Annotated in this window: 22 protein-coding genes and 1 pseudogene; 14 read left to right on the top strand and 9 right to left on the bottom strand. The window is 60.0% G+C overall.

Going from position 1 to position 26,756, the window contains the following annotated elements; translation table 11 throughout:
• Nucleotides 1–62: 62 nt before the first annotated feature.
• Complete coding sequence (locus R1A29_RS03770) at nt 63–1,502, bottom strand: aldehyde dehydrogenase family protein (protein WP_438300694.1); 1,440 nt, start codon at nt 1,500–1,502, stop codon at nt 63–65.
• Between the two features lie 61 nt (nt 1,503–1,563).
• Nucleotides 1,564–2,475: a 5-dehydro-4-deoxyglucarate dehydratase gene (gene kdgD, locus R1A29_RS03765; RefSeq protein WP_007953624.1), complete on the bottom strand. Its 912-nt coding sequence runs from the start codon at nt 2,473–2,475 to the stop codon at nt 1,564–1,566.
• Nucleotides 2,476–2,710: 235 nt separating this feature from the next.
• Here kdgD and R1A29_RS03760 point away from each other — a divergent pair, with 235 nt between their 5' ends.
• From R1A29_RS03760 to R1A29_RS03750, 3 genes are all read left to right on the top strand, one after another.
• Nucleotides 2,711–4,009 (top strand): phospholipase, encoded by a 1,299-nt coding sequence (locus R1A29_RS03760; protein ID WP_438300692.1) that lies wholly within the window; start codon nt 2,711–2,713, stop codon nt 4,007–4,009.
• Nucleotides 4,010–4,020: 11 nt separating this feature from the next.
• On the top strand, nt 4,021–4,212 hold the full coding sequence (locus tag R1A29_RS03755) for a hypothetical protein (protein WP_438300691.1): 192 nt from the start codon (nt 4,021–4,023) through the stop codon (nt 4,210–4,212).
• 102 nt (nt 4,213–4,314) lie between these two features.
• The gene (locus tag R1A29_RS03750; RefSeq protein WP_438300690.1) at nt 4,315–4,689 is read left to right on the top strand and encodes a hypothetical protein; all 375 of its coding nucleotides are present in this window, start codon (nt 4,315–4,317) and stop codon (nt 4,687–4,689) included.
• 4 nt (nt 4,690–4,693) lie between these two features.
• On the opposite strand, the gene R1A29_RS03745 is transcribed toward R1A29_RS03750, so the two are convergent.
• From R1A29_RS03745 to R1A29_RS03730, 4 genes are all read right to left on the bottom strand, one after another.
• Nucleotides 4,694–5,440, bottom strand: coding sequence for a FadR/GntR family transcriptional regulator (locus R1A29_RS03745; protein ID WP_085711808.1), 747 nt, complete (start codon nt 5,438–5,440; stop codon nt 4,694–4,696).
• 106 nt (nt 5,441–5,546) lie between these two features.
• On the bottom strand, nt 5,547–7,274 hold the full coding sequence (locus tag R1A29_RS03740; RefSeq protein WP_085711809.1) for an ABC transporter ATP-binding protein/permease: 1,728 nt from the start codon (nt 7,272–7,274) through the stop codon (nt 5,547–5,549).
• Between the two features lie 96 nt (nt 7,275–7,370).
• Entirely contained in the window at nt 7,371–7,931 is a 561-nt protein-coding gene (locus R1A29_RS03735; protein ID WP_003221630.1) for a response regulator transcription factor, read from the bottom strand.
• Nucleotides 7,924–9,186, bottom strand: coding sequence for an ATP-binding protein (locus R1A29_RS03730; protein WP_085711810.1), 1,263 nt, complete (start codon nt 9,184–9,186; stop codon nt 7,924–7,926). The genes R1A29_RS03735 and R1A29_RS03730 overlap by 8 nt, the downstream gene beginning before the upstream one ends.
• Nucleotides 9,187–9,508: 322 nt before the next feature.
• Here R1A29_RS03730 and R1A29_RS03725 point away from each other — a divergent pair, with 322 nt between their 5' ends.
• Nucleotides 9,509–10,228 carry an SIMPL domain-containing protein gene (locus R1A29_RS03725; RefSeq protein WP_085711811.1) on the top strand — a complete coding sequence of 240 codons (720 nt, stop codon included), beginning with the start codon at nt 9,509–9,511 and terminating at the stop codon, nt 10,226–10,228.
• A 74-nt stretch (nt 10,229–10,302) separates the two neighbouring features.
• On the opposite strand, the gene R1A29_RS03720 is transcribed toward R1A29_RS03725, so the two are convergent.
• Entirely contained in the window at nt 10,303–10,662 is a 360-nt protein-coding gene (locus R1A29_RS03720) for a DUF6124 family protein (protein WP_438300689.1), read from the bottom strand.
• A gap of 860 nt (nt 10,663–11,522) precedes the next feature.
• Here R1A29_RS03720 and R1A29_RS03715 point away from each other — a divergent pair.
• The 9 genes and pseudogenes from R1A29_RS03715 to R1A29_RS03675 all read left to right on the top strand — a co-directional run bounded on the left by R1A29_RS03715 (nt 11,523) and on the right by R1A29_RS03675 (nt 24,146).
• Nucleotides 11,523–13,124, top strand: coding sequence for an ABC transporter substrate-binding protein (locus R1A29_RS03715; RefSeq protein ID WP_438300688.1), 1,602 nt, complete (start codon nt 11,523–11,525; stop codon nt 13,122–13,124).
• Nucleotides 13,125–13,384: 260 nt separating this feature from the next.
• Nucleotides 13,385–15,007 carry an ABC transporter substrate-binding protein gene (locus tag R1A29_RS03710; RefSeq protein ID WP_438300686.1) on the top strand — a complete coding sequence of 541 codons (1,623 nt, stop codon included), beginning with the start codon at nt 13,385–13,387 and terminating at the stop codon, nt 15,005–15,007.
• A gap of 295 nt (nt 15,008–15,302) precedes the next feature.
• Nucleotides 15,303–16,900, top strand: a pseudogene (locus R1A29_RS03705) (ABC transporter substrate-binding protein).
• 178 nt (nt 16,901–17,078) lie between these two features.
• Nucleotides 17,079–18,491, top strand: coding sequence for an OprD family porin (locus R1A29_RS03700; RefSeq protein ID WP_085711816.1), 1,413 nt, complete (start codon nt 17,079–17,081; stop codon nt 18,489–18,491).
• A 78-nt stretch (nt 18,492–18,569) separates the two neighbouring features.
• A complete protein-coding gene (locus tag R1A29_RS03695; RefSeq protein WP_438300685.1) occupies nt 18,570–20,165 on the top strand; it encodes an ABC transporter substrate-binding protein in 1,596 nt (531 codons plus the stop codon).
• A gap of 73 nt (nt 20,166–20,238) precedes the next feature.
• Nucleotides 20,239–21,249, top strand: a complete 1,011-nt coding sequence (locus R1A29_RS03690) for an ABC transporter permease subunit (RefSeq protein ID WP_096818896.1) — start codon at nt 20,239–20,241, stop codon at nt 21,247–21,249.
• A gap of 11 nt (nt 21,250–21,260) precedes the next feature.
• The gene (locus R1A29_RS03685) at nt 21,261–22,187 is read left to right on the top strand and encodes an ABC transporter permease subunit (RefSeq protein ID WP_114881405.1); all 927 of its coding nucleotides are present in this window, start codon (nt 21,261–21,263) and stop codon (nt 22,185–22,187) included.
• A 10-nt stretch (nt 22,188–22,197) separates the two neighbouring features.
• Nucleotides 22,198–23,166 (top strand): ABC transporter ATP-binding protein, encoded by a 969-nt coding sequence (locus tag R1A29_RS03680; RefSeq protein WP_085711820.1) that lies wholly within the window; start codon nt 22,198–22,200, stop codon nt 23,164–23,166.
• Nucleotides 23,166–24,146, top strand: a complete 981-nt coding sequence (locus R1A29_RS03675) for a peptide ABC transporter ATP-binding protein (protein ID WP_114881404.1) — start codon at nt 23,166–23,168, stop codon at nt 24,144–24,146. Before R1A29_RS03680 ends, R1A29_RS03675 begins: the two co-directional genes overlap by 1 nt.
• A 105-nt stretch (nt 24,147–24,251) precedes the next feature.
• On the opposite strand, the gene R1A29_RS03670 is transcribed toward R1A29_RS03675, so the two are convergent.
• On the bottom strand, nt 24,252–24,509 hold the full coding sequence (locus tag R1A29_RS03670) for a hypothetical protein (RefSeq protein WP_438300684.1): 258 nt from the start codon (nt 24,507–24,509) through the stop codon (nt 24,252–24,254).
• Between the two features lie 156 nt (nt 24,510–24,665).
• Nucleotides 24,666–25,901, bottom strand: coding sequence for an MFS transporter (locus tag R1A29_RS03665; protein WP_438300683.1), 1,236 nt, complete (start codon nt 25,899–25,901; stop codon nt 24,666–24,668).
• A 442-nt stretch (nt 25,902–26,343) separates the two neighbouring features.
• Here R1A29_RS03665 and R1A29_RS03660 point away from each other — a divergent pair, with 442 nt between their 5' ends.
• Nucleotides 26,344–26,751 (top strand): helix-turn-helix transcriptional regulator, encoded by a 408-nt coding sequence (locus R1A29_RS03660; RefSeq protein WP_438300682.1) that lies wholly within the window; start codon nt 26,344–26,346, stop codon nt 26,749–26,751.
• Nucleotides 26,752–26,756: the final 5 nt, after the last annotated feature.

Here is a 26,756-nt window from a genome sequence, read left to right as displayed (position 1 = left end):
AAACATTCTTTGGTCTTGTGCCGCGCAGGGCCTTGGCAATAACCCTGCGCGGGTGCAGCGACTTACGAACCGATGTAGGCGGTTTTCACCACGGTGTAGAACTCTTGCGCATAGCGGCCTTGCTCACGTGAGCCATAGGATGAACCCTTACGGCCCCCGAACGGAACGTGGTAATCGACGCCAGCGGTCGGCAGGTTGACCATCACCATCCCGGCCTGGGAATGACGCTTGAAGTGGTTGGCGTACTTCAGCGACGTCGTGGCGATACCCGCCGACAGACCGAATTCGGTGTCGTTGGCCATGGCCAGTGCAGCGTCGTAATCCGCCACGCGGACGATGTTGGCCACCGGGCCGAAGATCTCTTCGCGGCTGATACGCATCGACGCTTCGCTGTCGGCAAACAGCGTCGGCGCGAGGAAATAACCCTCGGTGTCGCAGGTCACCAGACCACCGCCGCTGACAACGCGCGCGCCTTCGGACTGACCGATGTCGATGTATTTCAGGTCCTGCTCAAGCTGCGCTTGCGAGACTACCGGACCGATGTCGGTGCCGGCCTTCAGCGCGTGGCCGACCTTGATCGACTTCATGCGCTCGGCCATGGCTTCGACGAACTTGTCGTGAATCCCGGCGGTAACGATCAAGCGGCTCGACGCGGTGCAACGCTGCCCGGTGGAGTAGAACGCGCTTTGCACCGACAGCTCGACCGCCTGCTTGAGGTCGGCGTCGTCGAGAATGATCTGCGGGTTCTTGCCGCCCATCTCCAGTTGCACCTTGGCCTGGCGCGACACGCAGTTGACTGCGATCTGACGGCCCACACCGACGGAGCCGGTGAAGCTGATGCCGTCGACTTTCGGGCTGTTGACCAGCGCTTCACCGACCACGCGACCGCTGCCCATCACCAGGTTGAACACGCCGGCCGGGAAGCCTGCGCGGGAGATGATTTCGGCCAGCGCCCAGGCGCAACCCGGCACCAGATCCGCCGGCTTCAACACCACGCAGTTGCCGTAGGCCAGGGCCGGGGCGATTTTCCATGCAGGAATCGCAATCGGGAAATTCCATGGGGTGATCAGACCGACCACACCGAGCGCTTCACGAGTGACTTCAACGTTGACGCCCGGACGCACCGACGGCACGTAGTCGCCGGACAGACGCAGGCACTCGCCCGCGAAGAATTTGAAGATGTTGCCGGCGCGGGTCACTTCGCCGATGGCTTCCGGCAGGGTCTTGCCCTCCTCCCGGGCCAGCAGGGTGCCGAGTTCTTCGCGACGGGCGAGGATTTCAGTACCGACCTTGTCCAGCGAATCGTGGCGAGCCTGAATGCCCGAAGTCGACCACGCCGGGAACGCGGCGCGTGCGGCGTCGATGGCGGCGTTGACCTGAGCCAGATCAGCCTTGGCGTAGTCGCCGATGGTGTCGCTCAGCTCGGACGGGTTGATGTTGACCGAGTAATCGTTGCCGGCGACCCATTCACCGTTGATGTAGTTGTCATAGCGCTTGGTCACGAATCATTCTCCTGACGCAAAAGGCCGCTGATTGCTCAGCGGCCTTGTTTATAGGGTTGTGTTACTGCGCACCTTGCTTGTCGATCAGCGCGGCGAGCATTTCGTACTCTTCGCGGGTCAGGTCGGTCAGCGGCGCCCGCACCGGGCCTGCGTCATAGCCGGCGATCTTGGCGCCTGCCTTGACGATGCTCACGGCGTAACCGGCCTTGCGGTTGCGGATGTCCAGGTACGGCAGGAAGAAGTCGTCGATGATCTTGCCGACGGTGGCGTGATCTTCGCGGGCGATGGCGTGGTAGAAGTCCATCGCGGTTTTCGGAATGAAGTTGAACACCGCCGACGAGTAGACCGGCACGCCCAGGGCCTTGTAAGCCGCGGCATAGACTTCCGCGGTCGGCAGGCCACCGAGGTAGCTGAAGCGATCGCCGAGGCGACGACGGATCGACACCATCAGCTCGATATCACCCAGACCATCCTTGTAGCCGATCAGGTTCGGGCAGCGCTCGGCCAGACGTTCCAGCAGCGGCGCGGTCAGGCGGCAGACATTGCGGTTGTATACCACCACGCCGATGTTCACCGATTTGCACACCGCCTCAACGTGAGCGGCAACGCCGTCCTGGCTGGCTTCGGTCAGGTAGTGCGGCAGCAGCAACAGGCCTTTGGCGCCCAGACGCTCGGCTTCCTGAGCGTATTCGATGGCCTGGCGGGTCGAACCGCCGACACCGGCGAGGATCGGCACGCTGCTGGCGCAGGTATCGACCGCAGTCTTGATGATTTCCGAGTATTCGCTGGCGGCCAGGGAGAAGAACTCACCGGTGCCACCAGCGGCGAACAGGGCCGAAGCACCGTACGGGGCCAGCCATTCCAGGCGTTTGATGTAGCCCGCGCGGTTGAAATCGCCCTGGGCATTGAAATCGGTGACCGGGAAAGACAACAGGCCGGCGGAGAGGATGGACTTCAGTTCTTGTGGATTCATTATTCGAACACCCTGGTAGCAACGTTTTTTGTGAGTGGACCGTTCAGCCTTCGCTGAAGTTGTAGGTCATCGTACAACTTAAAAGATAACCGTCAACTGCATTTCATCGCTGGGGGGCATTTTTTGTCGGACAAGATTTCTTTTTGACGTAGGAGATTTCTCGACTAGGCTCGATTTAACTGTATATGCATACAGTTAAATAAGAACCCACCGACGACATATCAAGGAGAAAGAAATGTCCGGTCTACAACCAAAATGCCTTGAACAACCCACACCGGTCATCGCCCGTTTCGATGATCTTTTTACCCCCGGCGGCATCGCCTTCAGTGCTGAAAATCCGCATCTGGTGCTGCACATTGCCGACTCCCACAGCGATGTCGAACCCGCCCTCGCCTCGCCAGGCAAAGCCATGAAAGTCAAACCGCCGCTGCGCTTCGAAGGCGCGGAACACACGGCGATCGGCGATAACACCCGGCTGCGTTTCGTTGAAAACGCCGAGCCGGTGCTCGCGCAAAACGTGCCCCTGCATCTGCCGAACGGATTGGCGCTGACCTATGGCCAGGTGCTCTCGCTGGGAGGCGATTTCTACGGAATCGCCGACCGGCCAATCAACGAAGGCGCCACCCCGGCGGATCGTCTTCAGCGCTTTTCAGCGGCGTTCGACACCCTCGCCACCCTGCCCGCCTCTCGGGCCGAAGCGCCACAAATTCTCGCGATCATGCAAAAAGAGATCGACGCCGTTAAACAGGCGATCAAGGACGGCAAAACACCCCACGAAGCCTATGACGCGCTGGGAGATACGTTGTCGGAAGAGTGGAACAAAATCACTGGCGGCGGCAGTTTCGTCTCGGCGCTGTTCCCCCTCGGTCGCTATCTGAAACTGGCAGCCAACAACGCCGACCACTTCGGTGAATGGGCCCGGCAGGCCTACATCGCCGGGCATACCGCCGCCCTGCAAACCGCCGCTGCCGCCCACGCCAGTCAGGACGAGCTGCAACTCGAACGGGCCTATGCGATGAATGCGTTCGCCGACCACTACCTCACCGACCTGTTCTCCTCCGGTCATTTGCGGGTGCCACGCAAGGCCATGGCCGCCGTCGTAACGCCGAGCGATCTGGGCTCGTTGATTACCCGCTTCATGCACGACGAAGACAGCAAGTTCGGGCTCAAGGTACGCAACGGACATGGCGAGCAATGGCGCGCGTTCGGTGACAAGCGCTACTTCGACGCCACGGACGCTGACAATCGCAATCAGGTGAATCAGGCGGTGCAGGATTCGGCGGACGAGGTGTATGCCGCGTATTCAACAGGCAACGTGCCGACCACCTTCAACGCGCTGCAACGGCTGCCGGACCTGACTGCCGTGATGAACCTGGCCAACAACTTCTCGCCACTGTTCCGCCTTCAGGGCAACAAAGTCCTGCGCCGCAAGGACGTTAACAACCTCAATGACACCGCCACCGTCGACGACTGGTGGGGCTGGAGCACTTACCTGCTGCTCAAGGACTATCACCCGACCGGCAACACGAATTAAGGAGCGATTCGATGAGCATCAAATTGAAACTGGAACTGGCCTCGGGCCAATCGTTGAAAGGTGCGCCGCTGCAATTGCTGCGCGACGGCGTCGCCATCGCCCGGGCGTCGGTGGACGCTCAGGGGCACGCAACATTCGACGTCAGGCCCGGCCCGGGCAAACTGGCGGTCAGGGTCGATCGTTCGATTCTGCCCAGGAGCTGAAATGCCCGGACAAGATTGCCCCGGCGCGCCTCAGCGGTTCGCCGGGTAAAGTGCGACGACTGCCGCGAAGGATCGCGGCAGATCTTTCAAGGAGAACGAAGCATGACGTTTGCCGCTGCACACCTTCCGCAGTTCCCCGATCACGCCAGCGACTCGATCATCCTGCGCTTATCGAACCTGGATGATGAGCTGATCGTCCGCGTACCCGACGGCCAGAATACCCCACCGAACTGGGATGTGTACCCGATCCTCGGCGAGGACCCGGAAGAGCCTGAATGGCTGGGCCTGTCGGAGCCGACCGGTGTCTGGGACGACGCACTGGATGACATGGTCGGCCTGACCGGAATCGAACTGAGCATCCCGAAATTCGAGCTCGAGAAGTACCTGAACAGCACCGTCGAACTACGCTACAAGTTCGCCGACGAGTCCAGTCTCGAACCTTGCTCGGAGCCACTGAGACTCTACGTCGAAGCCTGATTCCTCAGCCCTGTGCCTGCGCCTCTTCATGGGCCTGACGCAGTCGTTCGCGGCTGTTGGTCAGGTGCAGGCGCATGGCCGCGCGGGCGGCATCGGCATCCTGGCGGGCGATGGCCTCGTAGATTTCCTCGTGCTCGCGGCTCAGGCGATTCATGTAGTGCTGCTGATCGTCATGGGCCAGGCGCGCCGAGTTCAGGCGGGTACGCGGAATGATGCTGGTGCCCAGGTGAGTCATGATGTCGGTGAAGTAGCGGTTGCCGGTGGACAGGGCGATTTGCAGGTGAAACTGGAAATCCGACGCCACCGCATCGCTGGCATGGGCAACGCTTTCGTTCAGCGCATCGAGGGCGGCGCGCATCGCGGCCAGTTGTTCAGCGCTGCGACGTTGCGCGGCGAGGCCGGCGGATTCGACTTCCAGGCTGATGCGGAATTCGAGAATCGCCAGCACATCACGCAGGGTGACCACGGTGGCCGGGTCGATCCGGAAACCGCTCGGGCTCGGGGTGTCGAGCACGAAGGTGCCGATGCCGTGGCGGGTTTCGACCTGCCCCGCAGCCTGCAGCCGGGAAATCGCCTCGCGTACTACGGTGCGGCTGACGCCATGGGCTTCCATGATCGCCGACTCGGTGGGCAACTTGTCGCCACGCTTGAGCAGACCGTCGCGGATCTGCTCGGTCAGCACCGTCACCAGTTCCTGTGCCAGGCTGCGGCGCTTGCGAGGGAGGCGCGGGGTGTCGATCGGGGTTTCCATGGTCTGCGTTTGTCTCGAAAATTCGGTAAGAGGGGCATCATAGCCCAAGGGAGTTGTACGATCACCGTCCTCTAAGGGAGCAGGCTCCCACAGAGGACGGTGCACATCAGGCCGTCACGGTCTGCTCGACCAGATGCCCGCTGTCGATCCGTACATGCCGTGGATGGAAGCGCTTGAGACTGCTGCGATGGCCGACGCTGACGATACTCAGGCCCGGCAACTGATCGATCAGCGCCTGATACAGCGTGGCCTCGTCTTCTTCGTCCATCGCCGACGTCGCTTCGTCCATGTACAGCCAGTGCGGTGCGTAGAGCAGCGCACGGGCGAAGGCCAGACGTTGCTGCTCACCCGGCGAGAGCATGCGTTGCCAGTGGTTGGCTTCGTCCAGACGTGCCACCAGATGCGGCAGACGGCAGGTTTCCAGCACTTGTGCATAACGTTCCGGCGCGTAGGTGTCGCCCGGTTGTGGATAACTCAAGGCATCGCGCAGGGTGCCGATCGGCAGATACGGTTTCTGTGGCAGGAACAGATAACGGGCGGACGGCAAGCGGATACTGCCGTGACCCGACGGCCACAGATGCCCCATAGCTCGGAACAGCGTTGACTTGCCGCTGCCGGAGCGGCCACTGAGCATCACCCGGTCACCCGGTTCTACAGTCATCGTGGCACTGGTCAGCAGATGACGGCCATCGGCCAGATCGAGCCCGAGGTTGTGTACCTTCAATTCGCTGCCCTGGTTCTGCACGTCGATGGCCGGTGCACGCTCTTCGTTGCTGGTCATGGCCTGATGGAAGCTCAGCAGACGATCGCACGTGGCGCGCCAGGAAGCGAGGTTCTGGTAAGCACTGATGAACCAGCTGAAACTCTCCTGAACGTTGCCGAATGCCGAGCTGATCTGCATGAGTTCACCGAGCTCAATCTTGCCGGCGAGGTAACGCGGCGAGGCGACGATGAATGGGAAAATGATCGCGGCCTGGCTGTAACCGGCCGTGAAAAACGTCAGGCGCTTGGAGACTTTCATGATGTCCCAGAAGTTGTGCCAGACATTGCCGAAGCGGCCGCTCAAGCGACGATTCTCATTCGGTTCGCCGTTGTACAACGCAATGCTTTCAGCATTCTCACGAATCCGCACCATGGAAAAACGCAGGTCGGCTTCGAAGCGTTGTTGTTGGTTATTCAGACCGATCAGTCGTCGACCGATTAAATGCGTCAACCAGCTACCGACCACTGCATAAACCAGAACGCACCAAAACATGTAGCCGGGAATGGTGATGCCATAGACTTCGATGCTGCCCGAGACGCCCCACAAAATAATCGAAAACGACACCAGGCTGACGATATTGCGCAGCAGCCCGATACCCAGCTCAAGGGTATTGGAGGTGAAATTGTTGAGGTCTTCGGAAATCCGCTGGTCCGGGTTATCGGTGTAACCACCCTGCTCCAGCTGGTAGTAATTCTTGTCGGCGAGCCAACGGGAAAAATGCTTTTCAGTAAGCCAGGCCCGCCAGCGGATCGTCAGCATCTGAGTCAGGTAGAGCCGATACACCGCACCGACAATCGCGACCGCAGCAATCGCGCAGAAGTACAGGATCAGATGCCAGAACGCCGCTTCATCTTTCTTTTGCAGCGCATTGTAGAAGTCCTTGTACCAAGTGTTGAACCACACCGAGATGCCCACGCTGAGCAGCGAGAGTGCAATCACGGCAATCAGCAATGTCCAGGCCTTGCCCTTCTCTTCGCTGCGCCAGTAAGGCGTGGTCATGGCCCACACCTTGCGAAAAAACTGCCCGCGCACAGCATCGTTGACCGCGGAATATTCAGCGTTCTGATTCATGGATAAGGCTCGATAAAGAAAAGAACAGACACGCACCGATCATAGTTGATCGGTGCGCTTTATCGCGAGGGCTGGCGATGGCCGTTCAGCGCAGGTTCAGCGACGAACCGGGCGCTTCTGCAGCTTGCGCTGCAAGGTACGGCGGTGCATGCCCAGGGCGCGGGCAGTGGCGGAGATGTTGCCTTCGTGCTCGGTCAGCACGCGCTGGATGTGCTCCCATTGCAGGCGGTCCACCGACATCGGGTTTTCCGGCACCAGGCTGTCGAGGTCGGCGTGTTCGGAGAGCAGCGCCGCCAGCACATCGTCGGCGTCCGCCGGTTTGCACAGGTAATTGCAGGCGCCGCGCTTGATCGCTTCGACCGCGGTGGCGATGCTCGAGTAACCGGTGAGAATCACCACGCGCATTTCCGGGTCCAGCTCCAGCAGCTTCGGCAGCAAGACCAGACCGGAATCGCCGTCCATTTTCAGGTCCAGCGCCGCATAGTCCGGCAGATCGGCCTGGGCGATGGTCAGGCCTTCCTCGGCGGAACCGGCGGTGCTGACGCGAAAACCACGGCGAGCCATGGCGCGGGCCATCACCCGGGTAAAGGTCGCGTCGTCATCGACCAGCAGCAAATGCGGCAGTTCTTCGCCTTCGACTTGGATTTCGTCACTCATGTTGCTCTCCTCGGGCGCCGTGGGGCAGGCGCAGCTCGGTGAGCGTGCCGCCTTCCTCATGACTATAGAGTTTCACTGAGCCGCCGGCGCGTGTCACGCTGGCCTTGCTCAAAAACAGGCCCAGGCCGAAACCTTTGCCCTTGGTGGTAAAAAACGGTTTGCCGATCTGTTCGGCGATGGCCAGCGGCACACCGGCACCGTGGTCGCGGATGCTGATGGTCAAGTCTTCGGCGGTCCAGTCCAGGGTCACCTGAAGGTTTTCCGGGCAGGCATCGGCGGCGTTGTTTAAAAGATTCAACAGTGCCTGGGTCAGATCCGGCGGCGGTGCCACGCGCGGCAACGTACCCTGGCCCAGACGCTGGAAGCGGTAACTGGCTTCGGGGCGCATCAGGTGCCAGCGGTTGAGCGCTTCGTCGAGCCACTCGGTGACGTCCTGCATTTCCACCGCCATCCGGCGATTGGCTTCGGCGGCGCGCACCAGTTGTTGCAGGGTCTCCTTGCAGAGTTTCACCTGATCCTTCAGCACCTTCAGGTCTTCCTGAAGCATCGGATCGTGATGATCCTGCTGCATTTCGTTGAGCAACACGCTCATGGTCGCCAGCGGCGTGCCCAGTTCATGGGCGGCACCGGCGGCCTGAGTCGCCACGGCCAACAATTGCTGATCGCGCAGGCCTTCTTCACGGCGGATCGCACGCAATTCTTCCTGCCGGCGCAGCTCTTCGGCCATGCGCGCGGCGAAGAATGTGATGACCGCCGCCGCGAGGGCGAAGCTCAGCCACATGCCGTAGATCTGCAGGTTCTCCCGGGCCACCGGCAGGGTTTCCAGCGGATAGAAGTGCGTCAGCATCAACGTGTACAAGGCCAGCGCAATACCGGACAGCACCACCGAATAACGCCACGGCAGCGTCACCGCAGCGATGGTCAGCGGCACCAGATAATACGAAACGAACGGGTTGGTCGAACCACCGGAGAAATACAGTAAGGCGCTGTGGATAACCAGATCGCAGGCCAGTTGCAGCGCGTATTCGAGCTCGGTGACCGGCCACGAAGTGCGCAGGCGCACGGCGGTGAACACACACAGCAGAATCGAACAGCCGAGGGTCATCACCAGTTGCACCCACGGCAACGGCAACAGTTCCAGCCAGTAGGCCAGGCCCACGGAACCGGCCTGCGCGGCGAGCACCAGGGTGCGGATGAAAGTCAGCCGCCAGAGGTTCTGGCGAGTGGCGGAAGTCAGTTGTACGGGGGCGAGCATGAGCTCTCCTGATGAGCGCTCCAGGCGGATCGCACGGAGTATAACCAAGGCGCGGGCTTGAGAGGCGAAAGTGCGGCAAACGACCACACCAACAAGCAGTTGCAAGTTGCGAGCTTCAAGCTACAAGCAAAAGCTCGTTGCTTGTGGCTTGTGGCTTGTGGCTTGTGGCTTGTGGCTTGTGGCTTGTGGCTTGAAGCTCGTCGCTGGCCTTGTTGTCATCTGTATAGAAGTTGTAACTGGGCGAACCGGATCATAAAAGCTAGAGTCTGATGGTTTCACGCAGGCCCCCGAACCATCACCTGCGCCTCATCAAGGAGCTTTCATGCACACATTTCGCCGCAGCGCCGCCCTTCTCGCCCTGACCGTCGGCAGCGTCGCCAGCCTTCCGGCCCTGGCCGCCGATGAGCTGCACTACAACCAGATTTCCCTGCGCGCCGAAGTCAGCCAGGAAGTGGCCCGCGACCTGATGATCGTGACCCTCTACACCGAAGAACAAAACACCGACCCGGCCAAACTCGCCGCCGACGTCAGCACCACCATGAACAAGGCCCTGACCCAGGCCAAGCAGGTGAAAGACATCACCCTGCGCCAGGGCAGTCGCAACAGCTACCCGATCTACGACACCAAGGGCCAGAAAATCACCGGCTGGCGCGAACGCGCCGAACTGCGCCTGGAAAGCACCGACTTCGCCGCCCTGTCCAAACTCACCGGCGAGTTGCTGACCGACCTGAAAATGGGCGGCATGGACTTCGCCATCGCCGACCCGACCCGCAAGGCCAGCGAAGACAAACTGCTGAAAGAAGCCGTCACCGCCTTCAAGGCCCGCGCCCAACTGGCCACCGACGCCCTCGGCGGCAAGGGTTACAAAATCGTCAACCTGAACCTCAACAGCAACGGCTACCCACAACCGTACATGCGCGCCCCGATGATGATGAAAGCCGCCGCGGGTATGGATGCAGCGCCAGTGACACCTGAAGTCGAAGCGGGCACCAGCCAGGTCAGCCTGACCGCCGACGGCTCGATTGAAGTGTTGATGCAGTGATTGAATGACGGCTGAATGAAAAACCGGCGATCAGTGAATGATCGCCGGTTTTTTTGTGCCCGGGATTTGTGTTGTCAGGCTCGAGGATCAACCCGATCCAGCGCCCGGTTCACCGCCAGCTCGGCCAGCATGATGATCTGCTGGATGCCGAGCGCCGTGCTGCGCTGCGAACCGCTGAGTTCATTGGCGAAATTGCTGGCGATGGTACTGGCCGACGCCAGGGACTCGCAGGCATTGGCCAGCAGGCTTTCGGTGTCGACGTTGGGCGTGACCATATACATGGTGCTCGGGCGCGGTTTGGAAGGGTTGGGGCACAGGTAATAGTCGAGGGCGCGTTTGATGGCTTCGCGGTTGCGGGCGAGGTCTTCGGCGCGCATGGCTTCTTCGAGAGGGGTGGGTGATTTGAGGGGTGGGTCGGGGACAACCTTGTTCATTGATAACCTCCTTGCTGATTTTAAGCCACCAAATGCCGTTCTCACGCGGCGAAGAGGTGGCAGCTATGTGCGGGGTGAGAAACCGGGCAAGGAGATTCCGGCCAGACCAAAGTCTGCCCGCACACAGCCGCCATAAATCAACTACAGGCAGCAGAAAGCTGGCGGCAATTATGGTCGGACTGACGTTTGAATAACACTCGCTTGCCTGGGTTCTCACACCCAATCACAGAGTTTTCTGCGACAACCAAAGACTAGGGATCGTGCTTCCGACGGACAACCTGAAAACCTTGTGGGAAGGTTCAGTGAATCCCACACATCTTTAAACATTCGAAAATGGAACGCGGAGCGTCCCGGGCGGCATTCCCACGCGGAGCGTGGGAACGATCAAACAGTCCGCAGTAGCTTTGCGCTTTGCGCTTTCCGCTTCCCACCACTCAACACAATGAGCGTTAGCTCGAGTAAAGCTCTTGATCTTTTGGCCCCTTCGGCAGGCTGAGTGGAGGGATTCATCCGGGGGTGGGAGCGCAGCGACCGTTCGACGAAGTCGAACACATCGAGAGGAGGTGCAGCGAAGCAAACCGTAGGCGATGCCCCCGGATGAATCCCGGAACGAAGGAACCCCGAGCCCCAGCGAGGGGCCGAACGCCGGGGCCCAAGACCTTTGCTTCCTTTGGGGCGTTTGCCAAAGGGAGTCGCTGTAAGAGCGAAACCGCCAGCGGCAGCACCCGAAGAAACGGATATGCCCAAAGAACGCTGGATATACCGAGATAGACGCATCCCCTCAAAAAACGATATTTCCGAACACCCCCAAATCCCCGCTAACCTCAAGGAACAACCACCTCCAGACCCACGGGCCAGACATGCAAAGACCCACCCTAAAACCACTCCTGATCACCCTGGCCCTGACCGCCATCACCCCAATCGCCAACGCCGCAACAACCCTGGTCTACTGCTCCGAAGCCAGCCCCGCAGGCTTCGACCCCAGCCAATACACCAGCGGTACCGACTTCGACGCCTCCGCCGAAACCGTCTTCAACCGCCTCACCCAATTCAAACGCGGCGGCACCGAAGTCGAACCCGGTCTGGCCACAAGCTGGGACGTAACCCCGGACGGCCTCCAGTACACCTTCCACCTGCGCCAGAACGTAAAATTCCACACCACGGATTACTTCACCCCCACCCGCACCTTCAACGCCGACGACGTACTGTTCACCTTCCAGCGCCTGCTCGACCCGGACAACGCCTTTCGCAAGGCCTACCCCGCCGAGTCCCCCTACTTCACCGACATGGACCTGAACACCACGATCAAGTCCGTGGAAAAACTCGACGAAAACACCGTGCGCTTCAACCTGAACAACGTCGACGCCGCGTTCGTGCAAAACCTCGCCATGAGCTTCGCCTCGGTGCAATCGGCCGAATACACCGCGCAGTTGCTCAAGGAAGGCAAGGCAGCAGAGATCAACCAGAAACCGGTCGGCACCGGCCCGTTCGTGTTCAAGCGTTACCAGAAGGATTCGCAGATCCGCTACGCGGCGAACAAGGACTACTGGAAACCCGAAGATGTGAAAATCGACAACCTTGTGTTCTCGATCACCCCGGACGCCGCCGTCCGCCTGCAGAAGCTCAAGACCGGCGAATGCCAGGTCAGCGGCTACCCGCGCCCGGCCGACATCGACGTGATGGAAAAAGACCCGAACCTGCGCGTGTTGAAGCAGGCCGGCTTCAACCTCGGTTTCCTCGCCTACAACACCACGCATCCGCCGCTGGACCAACTGAAGGTGCGTCAGGCCCTGGATATGGCCATCGACAAACCGGCGATCATCAAGGCGGTTTATCAAAGTGCCGGGCAGTTGGCGCAGAACGCCCTGCCACCCGCGCAATGGTCCTATGACCCGAACATCAAGGACGCACCGTACGACCCCGTGAAAGCCAGGGCGCTACTCAAGGAAGCCGGGGTTGCACCGGGTACAACCATCAACCTCTGGGCAATGACCGTGCAGCGTGCTTCCAACCCCAATGCGCGGATGTCGGCACAGATGATCCAGCAGGATTGGGAGAAGATCGGGATCAAGGCCAACATCGTCAGCTATGAGTGGGGCGAGTACATCAAGCGCGCCAAGAATGGCGAACATGACGCGATGATCTATGGCTGGACCGGTGACAACGGCGACCCGGACAACTGGCTGGGCGTGCTGTACAGCTGCGCGGCGGTGAAAGGCAGCAACTACGCCAAATGGTGCGATCCGGCCTACGACAAACTGGTGCAGCAGGCCAAGGTGTCCACGGATAAATCGCAACGGGTAAAACTGTATCAACAGGCGCAACTGATCCTGAAACAGCAGGTGCCGATCACGCCGATCGCCAACTCCACAGTGTTCCAGCCGCTGCGCAAGGAAGTCACCGACTTCAAGATCAGCCCGTTCGGTCTAACCCCGTTCTATGGCGTGGGTATAAATAAGTAACACCCGGCCCCAAGGCGGCGCGCAAATCGTGACCAATGCACCGTTTTGGGGCTTCATTTGCACCGTAAAAACCGACCGCAAACGGTCAAATGCGTCAGAAGTTATACAGATGCGACATTAAGGTACGTTCGTGCCACGCTTTGATGCCGCCGAGCGCTCTGGATCTTGCATTGGGTATGGGCCCTGCATAAGTATCCGCAGGCACGACTCACGAGGTCGTACCTCAATATTAAAAAATGACAACAAATCATGAGGCCAACATGCTTAAACACGCGGTCATTCCGTTTTTAGTCGGCGCAGGCTTGTTAGCCTCCGCACCTTTCGCTTCCGCTGCGACTAACCTGGTGTTCTGCTCGGAAGGCAGCCCGGCCGGTTTCGACCCAGGCCAATACACCACCGGAACCGACTTCGACGCCTCAGCCGAAACCATGTTCAACCGTCTGACCCAGTTCGAGCGTGGCGGCACCGCCGTTGTTCCTGGGCTGGCGACCAGCTGGGACATCTCTCCGGACGGCCTGACCTACACCTTCCACCTGCGTCAAGGCGTGAAGTTCCACACCACCCCGTATTTCAAGCCGACTCGTGAGTTCAACGCCGACGACGTGCTGTTCACCTTCAATCGCATGATTAACAAGGATGACCCGTTCCGTAAGGCTTATCCGACCGAATTCCCGTACTTCACCGACATGGGGATGGATACCAACATCACCAAGATCGACAAAGTCGACGACAACACCGTCAAGTTCACGCTGAAAGAAGTCGACGCCGCGTTCATCCAGAACCTGGCCATGAGCTTCGCGTCTGTTCAGTCCGCCGAGTACGCAGCCCAGCTGCTGAAGGAAGGCAAGGCGGCCGACATCAACCAGAAGCCGATCGGCACTGGTCCGTTCGTGTTCAAGAGCTATCAGAAAGACTCCAACATCCGTTACACCGGCAACAAGGATTACTGGAAGCCTGAAGACGTGAAGATCGACAACCTGATCTTCGCCATCACCACCGACCCATCGGTACGTATCCAGAAGCTGAAGAAGAACGAGTGCCAGGTCACTCTGTTCCCGCGTCCGGCCGACCTCGCCGCACTGAAAGCCGATCCTGCGCTGAAGATGCCTGACCAGGCCGGTTTCAACCTGGGCTACATCGCCTACAACGTGATGGACAAGGTCAAGGGCAGCAACGAGCCGAACCCGCTGGCCGACCTGCGCGTTCGCCAGGCGCTGGACATGGCCGTCAACAAGCCACAGATCATTGACTCGGTTTACCAGGGCGCAGGCCAGTTGGCCGTCAACGCCATGCCGCCGACCCAGTGGTCCTACGACACCACCATCAAGGACGCCAAGTACGATCCTGAGAAAGCCAAGGAGCTGCTCAAGGAAGCCGGCGTCAAGGACGGTACCGAGATCGTCCTGTGGGCGATGCCGGTTCAGCGTCCGTACAACCCGAACGCCAAGCTGATGGCTGAAATGCTCCAGTCCGACTGGAAGAAGATCGGGCTGAACGTGAAGATCCAGAGCTACGAGTGGGGCGAGTACATCAAGCGCTCCAAGGGTGGCGAGAACCAGGCCATGATCATTGGCTGGAGCGGTGACAATGGTGATCCGGACAACTGGCTCAACGTGCTGTTTGGTTGCGACTCGCTGAGCGGCAACAACTTCTCCAAATGGTGCGACAAGAAATTCGACAGCCTCGTGAAAGAAGCCAAACGCACCACTGACCAGGCCAAGCGCACTGAACTCTACAAAGAGGCGCAGCACGTCCTCAAAGACGCAGTCCCTATGACACCTATCGCTCACTCGACGGTGTATCAACCCATGCGCGCCAACGTGCAGGACTTCAAGATCAGCCCGTTCGGCTTGAACTCCTTCTACGGCGTCAGCATCAAGTAAAAAACGCAGCGGCGACGTTTTCAGCGTCGCCGCTGCTTTTTTCTGCCGAATAGTCAGGAATTTGCCTACATCCTTTTCCGCTTGGTCTGACCAGGCTGGTTTCGGACGTGTCGCCTTTTCCTACGAGTCTTTAGGACTCAGCGCATTTACTGCCAGACCTGCGGCCCCTACCGTCGGGTTCTGACCAGTGACTGCGTGGGCTATCGGTTTGCTGCTGGATTGAGCTCAATGCGGCCACAACTTCCCTGGAAGGGATCGCGGCGCATTGAAAAACACTGAGACAAGAGGGAGCGTCATGCGCCACACCTTGGTTTTTTCCGCATTGCTGGGCGCCGGCCTGTTGGCCGCCACGTCCGCGAGTTTTGCCGCCAGCGACAGTCTGGTGTTCTGCTCGAAGGCAGCCCGGCCGGTTTCGATACCGCGCAATACACGACGGCGACCGATAACGATGCCGCCGAGCCGCTGTACAACCGCCTGGCCGAGTTCGAAAAAGGCGCGACCAATGTCGTACCGGGCCTGGCAACGAGCTGGGATATTTCCGAGGATGGCCTCAAGTACACCTTTCACCTGCGTGAAGGGGTGAAATTTCACACAACGGCGTACTTCAAACCTACCCGCGATTTCAACGCCGACGACGTGCTGTTCACGTTTAACCGCATGCTCGATCCGCAACAGCCCTTCCGTAAGGCTTATCCGACCGAGTTCCCGTATTTCAACGGGATGAGCCTCAACAAGAACATCGCCAAGGTCGAAAAGACCGGGCCACTGACCGTGGAGTTCACGCTCAACAGCGTCGACGCCGCGTTCATCCAGAACATCGCCATGAGCTTCGCCGCCATTCTGTCCGCCGAATACGCCGACAAGCTGCTGGCCGAAGGCAAGCCGAGCGACATCAACCAGAAGCCGATCGGCACTGGCCCGTTCGTGTTCAAGAGCTATCAGAAAGACTCGAACATCCGCTACACCGGCAACCCGCATTACTGGGATCAGAGCCGGGTGAAGCTGAAGAACCTGATTTTCGCAATCAATACCGACGCCTCGGTTCGTGTGCAGAAACTCAAGGCCGGCGAGTGCCAGGTCACACTGCATCCACGCCCGGCGGATGTGCCGGCACTGAAGAACGACGCGAAACTGCAACTGATCGAAAAGCCGGGCTTCAATCTTGGCTACATTGCCTACAACGTGCGCCACAAACCGTTCGACCAGCTCGAAGTGCGTCAGGCGCTGGACATGGCGGTGAATAAACAGGGAATTCTCAACGCTGTTTACCAGGGTGCCGGACAGTTGGCGGTCAACGCCATGCCGCCGACCCAATGGTCCTACGACACCACGATCAAGGACGCCGCCTACAACCCGGAAAAAGCCAAGGCACTGCTCAAGGCTGCCGGCGTCAAGGAAGGCACCGAGATCACCCTGTGGGCCATGCCGGTGCAGCGCCCGTACAACCCGAACGCCAAACTGATGGCCGAAATGCTCCAGGCAGACTGGGCCAAGATCGGCCTGAAAGTGAAGATCGTCAGCTACGAATGGGGCGAGTACATCAAGCGCACCAAGAATGGTGAGCACGATGTCAGCCTGATCGGCTGGACCGGTGACAACGGGGACCCGGACAACTGGCTCGGCACGCTGTACAGCTGCGACGCCATTGGCGGCAACAACTATTCCATGTGGTGCGACCCGGCTTACGACAAGCTGATCAAAGAGGCCAAGGTCGTCACCGACCGCGACCAGCGCACCGTGCTCTACAAACAGGCCCAGCAGTTGCTCAAGCAGCAAGTGCCGATCACGCCTGTCGCCCACTCGACGGTCAACCAGCCGCTGAGCGCCAGGGTTGAAGGATTCAAGGTCAGTCCCTTCGGCCGCAACGTGTTTTCGGGTGTCAGCATCGATTAAACCCATAACCGATTAGCCGCAATGCTGAGGAGGCCGTCTACCTCCTCACGCAAGCGCTTTGCCGAAATTTGCCGATCAGGCGTTTTGCAAACGTTTGCGATGTGTGAATGAGTTCTAAAACCAAAAACCGGCCCAACAAAAAAAGCCGGCATAAAAAGAAAGTAAAGGAGCTTCACCCATGAAACTGAGCAGCACCGCGATACTGGCCTTGGCCATCAGCAGCATCACCGCCACGGCGTTTGCCGAGGAGCAGAGCCAGGCGTTCACCCCGGTGACCGTCAACGAGAAAAGCGCCCAGGCTGACGCCACCGGCTTCCTCGAAGGCTCCAAAGTCAGCGGCACGACCCGTAACTGGTACGCCAACGAACAACTGAAGCGCGGCGGCAAGTTCACCTACCGCAAAGACGGCGTTGCCACCCCGACCGATCGTCGTATCAACTGGGTACAGGGCACCATCGTCAACTTCACCTCCGGCTTCACTCAGGGCACCGTGGGTGTCAGCACTGAAGTGGCCGCCTACAACGCCGTGGCACTGGAGCGTGATCGCAAGGCCCTGGCCTCCAACAACGGTGGTGCACCGGGTTCGCGTCCAGGCGCGGGCAACAACCGTACCCTGACCAAGGAAGGCGGTGACGCTGAAGGCCAGTGGAGCAAACTGGGCCTGGCCAACGTCAAGTTCCGCGTTTCCAACACCACCCTGACCGCCGGTCGCCAGAACTTCAGCACGCCAATCGTCGACACCATCGGCAACCGTGCACTACCTTCGAGCTTTGAAGGTGTGAGCCTGCACAGCGAAGAGCTGAACAACCTGTCGTTCGACGCCGGCAGCTTCGACCGCGTATCGCCGCGTACCGAAGAAAGCCTGTCGAAATTCCGCACCGAGTACAGCGCCAACGGCGCCGAAACCGATCGCGTGAGCATCGTCGGCCTGAACTACCAGCCGCTGCAGAGCCTGAAGACCAGCCTGTACGCCTCCAAGGCTGAAGACTTCTGGAACCAGTACTACTTCGGCGCCACCCACGAACTGGGTGACAGCAACGTCGTGAGCCTGACCACCGGCCTGAACTACTACAAGACCGTCGATACCGGCAAGAAAGAGATGGGCAACATCGACAACGACACCTACTCGCTGTCGTTCGGCCTGACTCACCAGGCCCACAGCCTGACCTTCTCGTACCAGGCGATCAACGGTGACGAGTACTTCGACTACCTGCACGAAACCAACGGCATCTACCTAGCCAACTCCCTGCTGTCCGACTTCAACGGCCCGAACGAGAAATCCTTCCAGGTCGCCTACGGTCTGAACATGGCCGAATACGGCGTGCCAGGCCTGAAGTTCAACATCTACCAGGCCCGCGGCTGGGGCATCGACGGTACTCACTACACCGGCACTGCGTATGACGTACGCAGCATGGACGGCGAGCACCACTACGAATACGGCATCGGTGCCACTTACGCGGTACAGAGCGGCCCGCTCAAGGCGACCACCGTGCGTGCCACCTACACTGCTCACCGCGCCAGCGAAAACCAGGCTGACGGCAGCATCAACGAGTTCCGTCTCGTGACCACCGTACCGTTCAACATTCTGTAAAAACGCGTGCCGACGGCTGACTCAGTGACGAGTCGGCCGTTCGGCTTTTTGTCTTCAACCGATTGCAGAGGGTTATCGATGAAAATGCTTCCCCTACGTGCGGCCGTCGCTGCCGCCCTGTTGAGCGCCGCCATCGGCGTCTCGGCCAAACCCTTGGTGGTCTGCACCGAAGCCAGTCCGGAAGGCTTCGATATGGTCCAGTACACGACTGCAGTCACTGCCGACGCGGTGGCCGAAACTATTTTCAACCGCCTGGCCGACTTCAAGCCCGGCACCACTGAAGTGATCCCGGCGCTCGCCGAGTCCTGGGACATCAGCGACGACGGCCTGACCTACACGTTCCACCTGCGCAAAGGCGTCAAGTTTCACACCACCGAATATTTCAAGCCGACCCGCGACCTGAACGCCGACGACGTGGTCTGGAGCTTCCAGCGTCAGCTGGATCCGAATCACCCGTGGCACAAGCTGTCGAGCGTGGGCTTCCCATACTTTGAAAGCATGGGCTTCAAGGAACTGCTCAAGAGCGTCGAGAAAGTCGACGACAACACCGTCAAGTTCACCCTGACCCGCCGCGAAGCGCCGTTCCTGGCCGACATCGCCATGGCGTTCTCCTCGATCTACCCGGCCGAATACGCCGACCAGTTGCTCAAGTCCGGCAAGACCGGCGACCTGAACAACAAACCGGTCGGCACCGGCCCGTTCGTTTTCCAGCGCTACAACAAGGACGCCCAGGTTCGCTTCAAGGCCAACCCGGACTACTTCCGTGGCAAGCCGCCAGCCGACGCTCTGGTCCTGGCCATCGCCACCGACAACAACGTGCGCCTGCAGAAGCTCAAGGCCAACGAGTGCCAGGTTGCGCTGTATCCGAAGCCGGATGACATCCCGAGCATCAAGAAAGACGACAAGCTGAAAGTCGATGAAATGGACGCGATGACCGTTTCCTACATCGCCATGAACACCCAGCACAAATACATCAGCGACGTGCGCGTGCGTAAAGCGATCGACATCGCCTTCGACAAGGAAGCCTACGTCAACGCGCTGTTCGGCAAGGGCAATGCGACCGTGGCGGTCAACCCGTACCCGCCGACCCTGCTGGGCTACAACCACGAGCTGAAAAACCCGCCACGTGACCTCGACAAGGCTCGCGCCCTGCTCAAGGAAGCCGGTGTACCGGAAGGCACCGTGTTTACTCTGTTTACCCGCAACGGCGGTGGCCCGACCAACCCGAACCCGATGCTCGGCGCGCAAATGATGCAGGCTGACCTGGCGAAAGTCGGGATCAAGATTGACATCCGCGTGATGGAATGGGGCGAAATGCTCAAGCGCGCCAAGGCCGGCGAACACGATATGGTGTCGGCCGGATGGGCGGGCGACAACGGCGACCCGGATAACTTCCTGACGCCTATGCTCAGTTGCGAGGCCGCCAAGAACGGCGAAAACTACGCTCGCTGGTGCAACGAGAAATTCCAGACCCTGCTCGACGAAGCACGGGCTAAAGTAGATCCGGCCGAACGCGCCAAACTGTACGAAGAAGCACAGGCGATCTTCAATCAGGACCAACCGTGGATCAGCATGGCCCACACCCGGATGTTCACTGCAATGCGCAACAACGTTGAGGGTTATCACATCAGCCCTCTGACAACCAATAACTTCGCCACCACCCAGGTGAAGTAGATAAGAAACTCCCGGCCTCCCTGACCCCAGGGTCGCCGGGCACGCCTAACCGGCCGATGAGGTACCACACAAGATGTTAAGTTTTATTGCCCGCCGACTGGGGTTGTTGATCCCCACGTTTTTCGGCATCACCTTGCTGACTTTCGCGTTGATTCGCATGATTCCCGGCGATCCCGTGGAAGTGATGATGGGCGAACGTCGGGTCGATCCCGAAATGCACGCTCAGGCAATGGAACGCCTCGGTCTGAACAAACCGCTGTATGCCCAATACCTGGATTACATCGGCAAGCTGGCCCACGGCGACCTTGGCGAATCCCTGCGTACCCGTGAAAGCGTCTGGACCGAGTTCACGCAACTGTTCCCGGCCACCTTTGAATTGTCGATGGCTGCCCTGCTGTTCGCCGGCGTCTTCGGGCTGCTGGCCGGCGTCATTGCCGCCCTCAAGCGAGGGTCCCTGTTCGATCATGGGGTAATGGGCATATCCCTCACGGGATACTCGATGCCCATCTTCTGGTGGGGCCTGATTCTCATCATGTTTTTCTCGGTCAGCCTGGGCTGGACGCCGGTTTCCGGGCAGAACGACCTGTTGATCGACGTTGAGCGCAAAACCCACTTCATGCTGATCGATACCTGGCTCAGCGATGAACCGGGCGCCCTGCTCGACTACCTGCATCACCTGATCCTGCCCGCCATTGTGCTGGGCACCATTCCGCTGGCGGTGATCGCCCGGATGACCCGTTCCTCCATGCTCGAAGTGCTGCGCGAAGACTACATTCGTACCGCCCGTGCCAAAGGCCTGTCGCCGGCACGCGTGGTGTTCGTCCACGGCCTGCGCAACGCGCTGATCCCGGTGCTGACCGTGGTTGGCCTGCAAGTCGGCACCCTGCTGGCCGGCGCGGTCCTGACCGAAACCATCTTCTCGTGGCCCGGCATCGGCAAATGGCTGATCGAAGCCATTGGCGCCCGGGACTATCCGGTCGTGCAAAACGGCATCTTGCTGATTGCCTGCATTGTGATTCTGGTCAACTTCGTGGTGGACATCCTCTACGGCTTTGCCAACCCACGCATTCGTCACCAGCGCTGAGGTCAATACCCATGAGCACTCCAACATCCTCAGTAGCCACCGCCACCTCGAACGTGGATCAAAGCCTGCTGTATCCGTCGCCGTACAAGGAGTTCTGGCAAGCATTCGCCAAGAACAAGGGCGCCGTCGCCGGTCTTGCGTTCTTCACCCTGATCGTGTTCTGCGCGATCTTTGCCCCTTGGGTCGCACCGCACAACCCGAGCGAGCAATACCGTGACTTCCTGCTCACCCCGCCGGTGTGGCTGGAAGGCGGGCAATGGCAGTTCTTCCTCGGCACCGACGAACTGGGTCGCGACTTGCTGTCCCGCCTGATCCAGGGTTCGCGCCTGTCGCTGCTGATCGGTCTGTCCTCGGTGGTGATGTCGCTGATCCCGGGTATCTTCATGGGCCTCCTGGCCGGTTTCTTCCCGAAGATCCTCGGCCCGACCATCATGCGTCTGATGGACATCATGCTGGCCCTGCCATCGCTGCTGCTGGCCGTGGCGATCGTCGCCATCCTCGGCCCAGGCCTGATCAACACCGTGATCGCCATCGCCGTGGTTTCGCTGCCGTCCTACGTGCGTCTGACCCGCGCTGCGGTGATGGGCGAACTGAACCGCGACTACGTGACCGCCGCGCGTCTGGCTGGCGCCAGCCTGCCGCGCCTGATGTTCATCACCGTGCTGCCGAACTGCATGGCACCGCTGATCGTCCAGGCAACGCTGAGCTTCTCTTCGGCGATCCTCGACGCCGCCGCCCTGGGCTTCCTCGGCCTCGGCGTCCAGCCGCCAACCCCTGAGTGGGGCACCATGCTGGCTTCGGCCCGCGACTACATCGAACGCGCCTGGTGGGTCGTGAGTCTGCCTGGTCTGACCATTTTGCTCAGCGTGCTGGCAATCAACTTGATGGGCGACGGCCTGCGCGATGCGCTGGACCCGAAACTCAAGAACGCCGCCTGAGGAGATTCCCATGTCACTGCTAGAAATCAAGAATCTCAACGTTCGCTTCGGCGACAAGAACGCCACACCGGTGGTCGACGGCCTCGACCTCAAGGTCGACAAGGGCGAAGTCCTGGCCATCGTCGGCGAATCGGGTTCCGGCAAGTCCGTGACCATGATGGCGCTGATGGGCCTGATCGAGCACCCGGGGATCGTCACCGCCGACTCTCTGAGCTTCGACGGCAAAGACATGCTCAAACTGAGCAATCGCCAGCGTCGGCAGATCGTCGGTAAAGACCTGTCCATGGTGTTCCAGGACCCGATGACCGCACTGAACCCGAGCTACACCGTCGGTTTCCAGATCGAGGAAGTGCTGCGCCTGCACCTGAAAATGTCCGGCAAGGCCGCCCGCAAGCGCGCCATCGAACTGCTGGAAAAGGTTGAAATCCCCGGCGCTTCCAGCCGTATGGACGCTTATCCGCACCAACTGTCCGGCGGCATGAGCCAGCGTGTGGCGATTGCCATGGCGATTGCCGGCGAACCGAAACTGCTGATCGCCGACGAGCCGACCACCGCACTCGACGTAACGATCCAGGCGCAGATCATGGACCTGCTGCTGGCGTTGCAGAAAGAGCAGAACATGGGCCTGGTGCTGATCACCCACGACCTCGCCGTGGTGGCCGAAACCGCCCAACGCGTCTGTGTGATGTACGCCGGCCAGGCCGTTGAAGTCGGTCAGGTGCCGCAACTGTTCGACATCCCGGCCCACCCGTACAGCGAAGCGCTGCTCAAGGCGATTCCGGAACACAGTCAGGGTGCCGAGCGTCTGGCGACCCTACCGGGCATCGTTCCGGGCCGCTACGACCGCCCGCAAGGCTGCCTGCTGTCGCCGCGCTGCCCGTACGTGCAGGACAGCTGCCGCGCGCAACGTCCGACCCTTGATCCGAAAAGCCACAGCCTCGCCCGCTGCTTCTACCCGTTGAACCAGGAGGTGGCGTAATGGCCGTCGTACTTACCGCCCGCGACCTGACCCGTCACTACGAAGTCTCCCGTGGCCTGTTCAAGGGCCACGCGACCGTGCGCGCCCTCAACGGTGTGTCGTTCGAGCTGGAAGCCGGCAAGACCCTCGCCGTCGTGGGCGAGTCGGGCTGCGGCAAATCCACCCTGGCCCGTGCCCTGACCCTGATCGAAGAGCCGTCGTCCGGTTCCCTGAAAATCGCAGGGCAAGAAGTGGCCGGCGCCGACAAGGCCCAGCGCAAGCAACTGCGCAAAGACGTGCAGATGGTGTTCCAGAGCCCGTACGCGTCGTTGAACCCTCGGCAGAAAATCGGTGATCAATTGGCCGAGCCGCTGCTGATCAACACCAACCTGTCGGCTGCCGAACGTCGCGAACGAGTCCAGGCGATGATGAAGCAGGTCGGCTTGCGTCCCGAGCACTACCAGCGTTATCCGCACATGTTCTCCGGCGGTCAGCGTCAGCGTATCGCGCTGGCCCGCGCCATGATGCTGCAACCGAAAGTGCTGGTGGCGGACGAACCGACCTCGGCGCTGGACGTATCGATCCAGGCGCAGGTGCTGAACCTGTTCATGGACATGCAACAGGAGTTCAACACCGGTTACGTGTTCATCTCGCACAACCTGGCGGTGGTGCAGCACGTGGCCGATGACGTGATGGTGATGTACCTCGGGCGCCCGGTGGAAATCGGTCCGAAGCACGACATCTATGCCCGTCCTCTGCACCCGTACACCCAGGCGCTGCTGTCGGCGACTCCGACCATCCATCCGGATCCGGACAAGCCGAAGATCAAGATCGTCGGCGAGCTGCCCAACCCGCTGAACCCGCCACCGGGCTGCGCGTTCCACAAGCGCTGCCCGTACGCGACCGAACGTTGCAGCGCGGAAGAGCCGGCCCTGCGCCAGCTCGACACGCGTCAGGTAGCGTGCCACTACGCCGAGCAGTTCCTCGACGGCGCGGCATAAAAAACCCGCCCTGTTGCCGGGGCGGGTCGTTAAAGCGTTGACCAAACCTCTTCTTTCTCGATTGCGCATCAGTCGGGGAAGGAGGGGTTTTCTTTTGTCTGCGATCTATGTCTGGCTGTCGCCATCATCCGGATCATCGGTGTCCGGCTCGTCGGTGGTCGAGTCGTCATCGTCCTTGCTGCCACCCTGGTCCTGATCACCGGGTTCGGATTCGGACTTGGCGAGCATAATCACACCCGCGTACCCCTGAGCCGCATTGAAACCCTGCGCAGGCGCCGCGTTGCTCGCCCACGCCGCCGTGGTGCCAAGCGTCAGCATCACCAAAACCTTAAGCAACAACACTATGCGTTGAAAAATGCTCATAAGCGTTTCCATCCTTTCGTGGTTGAAGCCAGAGTGCCGGTCCGGCGCTGAATAAAATCTAGTTCCGATCAGCCGGGTTCACCAGATAGGACGCTAACCAATGCCCGGAAATGCCATGGCTGGACAGACCGCTTTCGAATAACCCCCATAACCGGATCAGCTAAGCGAGGCGGCCTTGCGGGTTTGCACGGGCTGGCCGGCCGAGACGCGCAAACGGGTCGCCAGACAAACCAGCGGGACCGACATCAGCGCCAGCGCCGCACTGGCCACCCAGACGCTGTGCCCTCCGAATTGCCCGTAAAGCTGTCCGCTGAGCACCGGTGACAGCAACGCACTCGCGCTCCAGGCCATGAAGAACAGCCCGAAGTACTGGCCACTTTTGCCGCGTTGCGCATGCTGCATGACCAGCACATTCAGCGGTGGCATGAACAGCGCCTCCCCCAGCGTCCAGACCACCGTCGACAAGCAGACATAAAACAGCCCGGCCCCCAGTGGCAGCATGCCGAGCCCGACCGCCAGCAACACGCAACCGGCGATCAACGGGCGGCGCGAGCCCCAGCGTTCGCCCCAATGCGAGATTGGAATCTGCAGCGCCACGACAAGGACTGCGTTGATCGCGAACTGCCAACCGATGGCTTCGGTACTCAAGCGATAGTAGTCGCGCAGATAGTTGCCGAGGGTGCTGTAAACGGTGTCGAACGCCATGCCGAGCAGGACGGTCGCCGCCAGCAGCCAGAGAAATGGTTTGTCGCGGTATGGCAGGCCGGAGCCGGCCTGCGCCTCTGGCGTTTCGTCCGGGATCAGCACTGTTCGCCGCCAGGTCGTGCGGACGAACCAGAGCAACGCGACCAGCGTCAACGCCGCACTGATGAAGAACACCCAGCGAAAATCCGTCTGCGCCAGCACACCGCCCGCGATACCCGCGGCGGCCATCCCGAGATTTCGCGCGATACGGCTCAAGGCCTGGGCCCGTGGGCGCTGCGCAACCTCGCAATATTCCATGATCAAGCGCTGATGCAGCGTCCGGATCGCGCCGTCGATCGTGCCGCTGAGCAGCAGCAACCCGGCCAGCAACCACATCTGCGTCACCAGCCCGAGCCCGAGCAGCACCCAGGCTGATACGAAGAACAGCGCCGCCGTCAACCGTGCGGTGCGGATATGGTCGCTGAGCAAACCGCCCAGCATCGAACCGATCAACAGCCCGCCGCCGTACGCCGCCAACAGCCAGCCAACGGTCTCGATGGCGAAGCCCAGCTCCTGACGCAGATACAACGCCATGAACAGCTTGACCATGCTGCTCAGGCGATTGATGAACAACAACGCCGCGAGTACCCAGGCCATCGTGGAGAAGTAACCATCGAATCGTAGCAAGTGAGTGAACAGCCCTCTCATTCCATTGATCCTTGAGGTGCGTGAGCGTTGACACTAGCCGCCAGAAAGCGGGTTGTCGCCTGGACAATCAGTGAAGATTCAAATCCGGAGTCCGCTCACCTACAGATAGGAAAAGGCCTACACGAAGAGCCTGTGCACGCTTTTACATCGCAAGTAGCATTCGCATTGAATTTGAGAGTGACTCCAGACAACCAGGCGAGCGCCAAAAGCCGAAAGCGCTCCACTGGTCTGAAAAAAGCGTCTTCATGATCGCAAAATCATCACGAAATCCTGGCCGGTCTATAACACAAAGAAATATTTTCATTTGTGCGCACTTCACTGCGTAACACAAATAAAAATTTTCTTTAGCGACTCAAACTAAAAGAACAAAACTATGCATAATGCAAAAGAATATTTTCCTTGAGTCTCAAAAAAGACCACAACACAAAGGAATATTTTCCTTATGCGAATACAACGTAAAAGTGATGACGCCATCTCTGCTCAGTTAGGTGAGGCCCTGCGCGCGCGCCGCCTGCGCAAGGACATCACACAAGACCAGCTTGCAGAAAGTGTCGGAGTCAGTACTCCCACGATTCAAAAGCTGGAAAAAGGCAAAGGCACTCTACAGTTACTGATCGCAGTGCTACGAGAATTTGATTCTCTGGACCTTCTCTCCGGCCTGATCGAGCCTCCACGTGCGAGCCCGATGGCTGCGGCTCAGACAGGCAAGACAGGTCGCGTCCGTGCGCTGGGGGGCGTCCGCACCAGCGACGGCCGAATACAGGTCTATCAAAGCACTCAACCGCAGACACCACCAAAAAACAAAGAGCAGGGCAAAGCGAAACCTTTGCTGATACCAAGGAAGAAATGACGTGG

The sequence above is a fragment of the Pseudomonas sp. NMS19W genome, assembly GCF_051554255.1.
GTDB lineage: Bacteria > Pseudomonadota > Gammaproteobacteria > Pseudomonadales > Pseudomonadaceae > Aquipseudomonas > Aquipseudomonas kribbensis.
This window is presented reverse-complemented; position numbering and strand designations above follow the sequence as displayed.

Coding starts and splice junctions, on each gene's coding strand:
- kdgD (WP_007953624.1), bottom strand. CDS start 2,475: ATGAATCCACAAGAACTGAAGTCCATCCTCTCCGCCGGCCTGTTGTCT.
- R1A29_RS03760 (WP_438300692.1), top strand. CDS start 2,711: ATGTCCGGTCTACAACCAAAATGCCTTGAACAACCCACACCGGTCATC.
- R1A29_RS03755 (WP_438300691.1), top strand. CDS start 4,021: ATGAGCATCAAATTGAAACTGGAACTGGCCTCGGGCCAATCGTTGAAA.
- R1A29_RS03750 (WP_438300690.1), top strand. CDS start 4,315: ATGACGTTTGCCGCTGCACACCTTCCGCAGTTCCCCGATCACGCCAGC.
- R1A29_RS03745 (WP_085711808.1), bottom strand. CDS start 5,440: ATGGAAACCCCGATCGACACCCCGCGCCTCCCTCGCAAGCGCCGCAGC.
- R1A29_RS03740 (WP_085711809.1), bottom strand. CDS start 7,274: ATGAATCAGAACGCTGAATATTCCGCGGTCAACGATGCTGTGCGCGGG.
- R1A29_RS03735 (WP_003221630.1), bottom strand. CDS start 7,931: ATGAGTGACGAAATCCAAGTCGAAGGCGAAGAACTGCCGCATTTGCTG.
- R1A29_RS03730 (WP_085711810.1), bottom strand. CDS start 9,186: ATGCTCGCCCCCGTACAACTGACTTCCGCCACTCGCCAGAACCTCTGG.
- R1A29_RS03725 (WP_085711811.1), top strand. CDS start 9,509: ATGCACACATTTCGCCGCAGCGCCGCCCTTCTCGCCCTGACCGTCGGC.
- R1A29_RS03720 (WP_438300689.1), bottom strand. CDS start 10,662: ATGAACAAGGTTGTCCCCGACCCACCCCTCAAATCACCCACCCCTCTC.
- R1A29_RS03715 (WP_438300688.1), top strand. CDS start 11,523: ATGCAAAGACCCACCCTAAAACCACTCCTGATCACCCTGGCCCTGACC.
- R1A29_RS03710 (WP_438300686.1), top strand. CDS start 13,385: ATGCTTAAACACGCGGTCATTCCGTTTTTAGTCGGCGCAGGCTTGTTA.
- R1A29_RS03700 (WP_085711816.1), top strand. CDS start 17,079: ATGAAACTGAGCAGCACCGCGATACTGGCCTTGGCCATCAGCAGCATC.
- R1A29_RS03695 (WP_438300685.1), top strand. CDS start 18,570: ATGAAAATGCTTCCCCTACGTGCGGCCGTCGCTGCCGCCCTGTTGAGC.
- R1A29_RS03690 (WP_096818896.1), top strand. CDS start 20,239: ATGTTAAGTTTTATTGCCCGCCGACTGGGGTTGTTGATCCCCACGTTT.
- R1A29_RS03685 (WP_114881405.1), top strand. CDS start 21,261: ATGAGCACTCCAACATCCTCAGTAGCCACCGCCACCTCGAACGTGGAT.
- R1A29_RS03680 (WP_085711820.1), top strand. CDS start 22,198: ATGTCACTGCTAGAAATCAAGAATCTCAACGTTCGCTTCGGCGACAAG.
- R1A29_RS03675 (WP_114881404.1), top strand. CDS start 23,166: ATGGCCGTCGTACTTACCGCCCGCGACCTGACCCGTCACTACGAAGTC.
- R1A29_RS03670 (WP_438300684.1), bottom strand. CDS start 24,509: ATGAGCATTTTTCAACGCATAGTGTTGTTGCTTAAGGTTTTGGTGATG.
- R1A29_RS03665 (WP_438300683.1), bottom strand. CDS start 25,901: ATGAGAGGGCTGTTCACTCACTTGCTACGATTCGATGGTTACTTCTCC.
- R1A29_RS03660 (WP_438300682.1), top strand. CDS start 26,344: ATGCGAATACAACGTAAAAGTGATGACGCCATCTCTGCTCAGTTAGGT.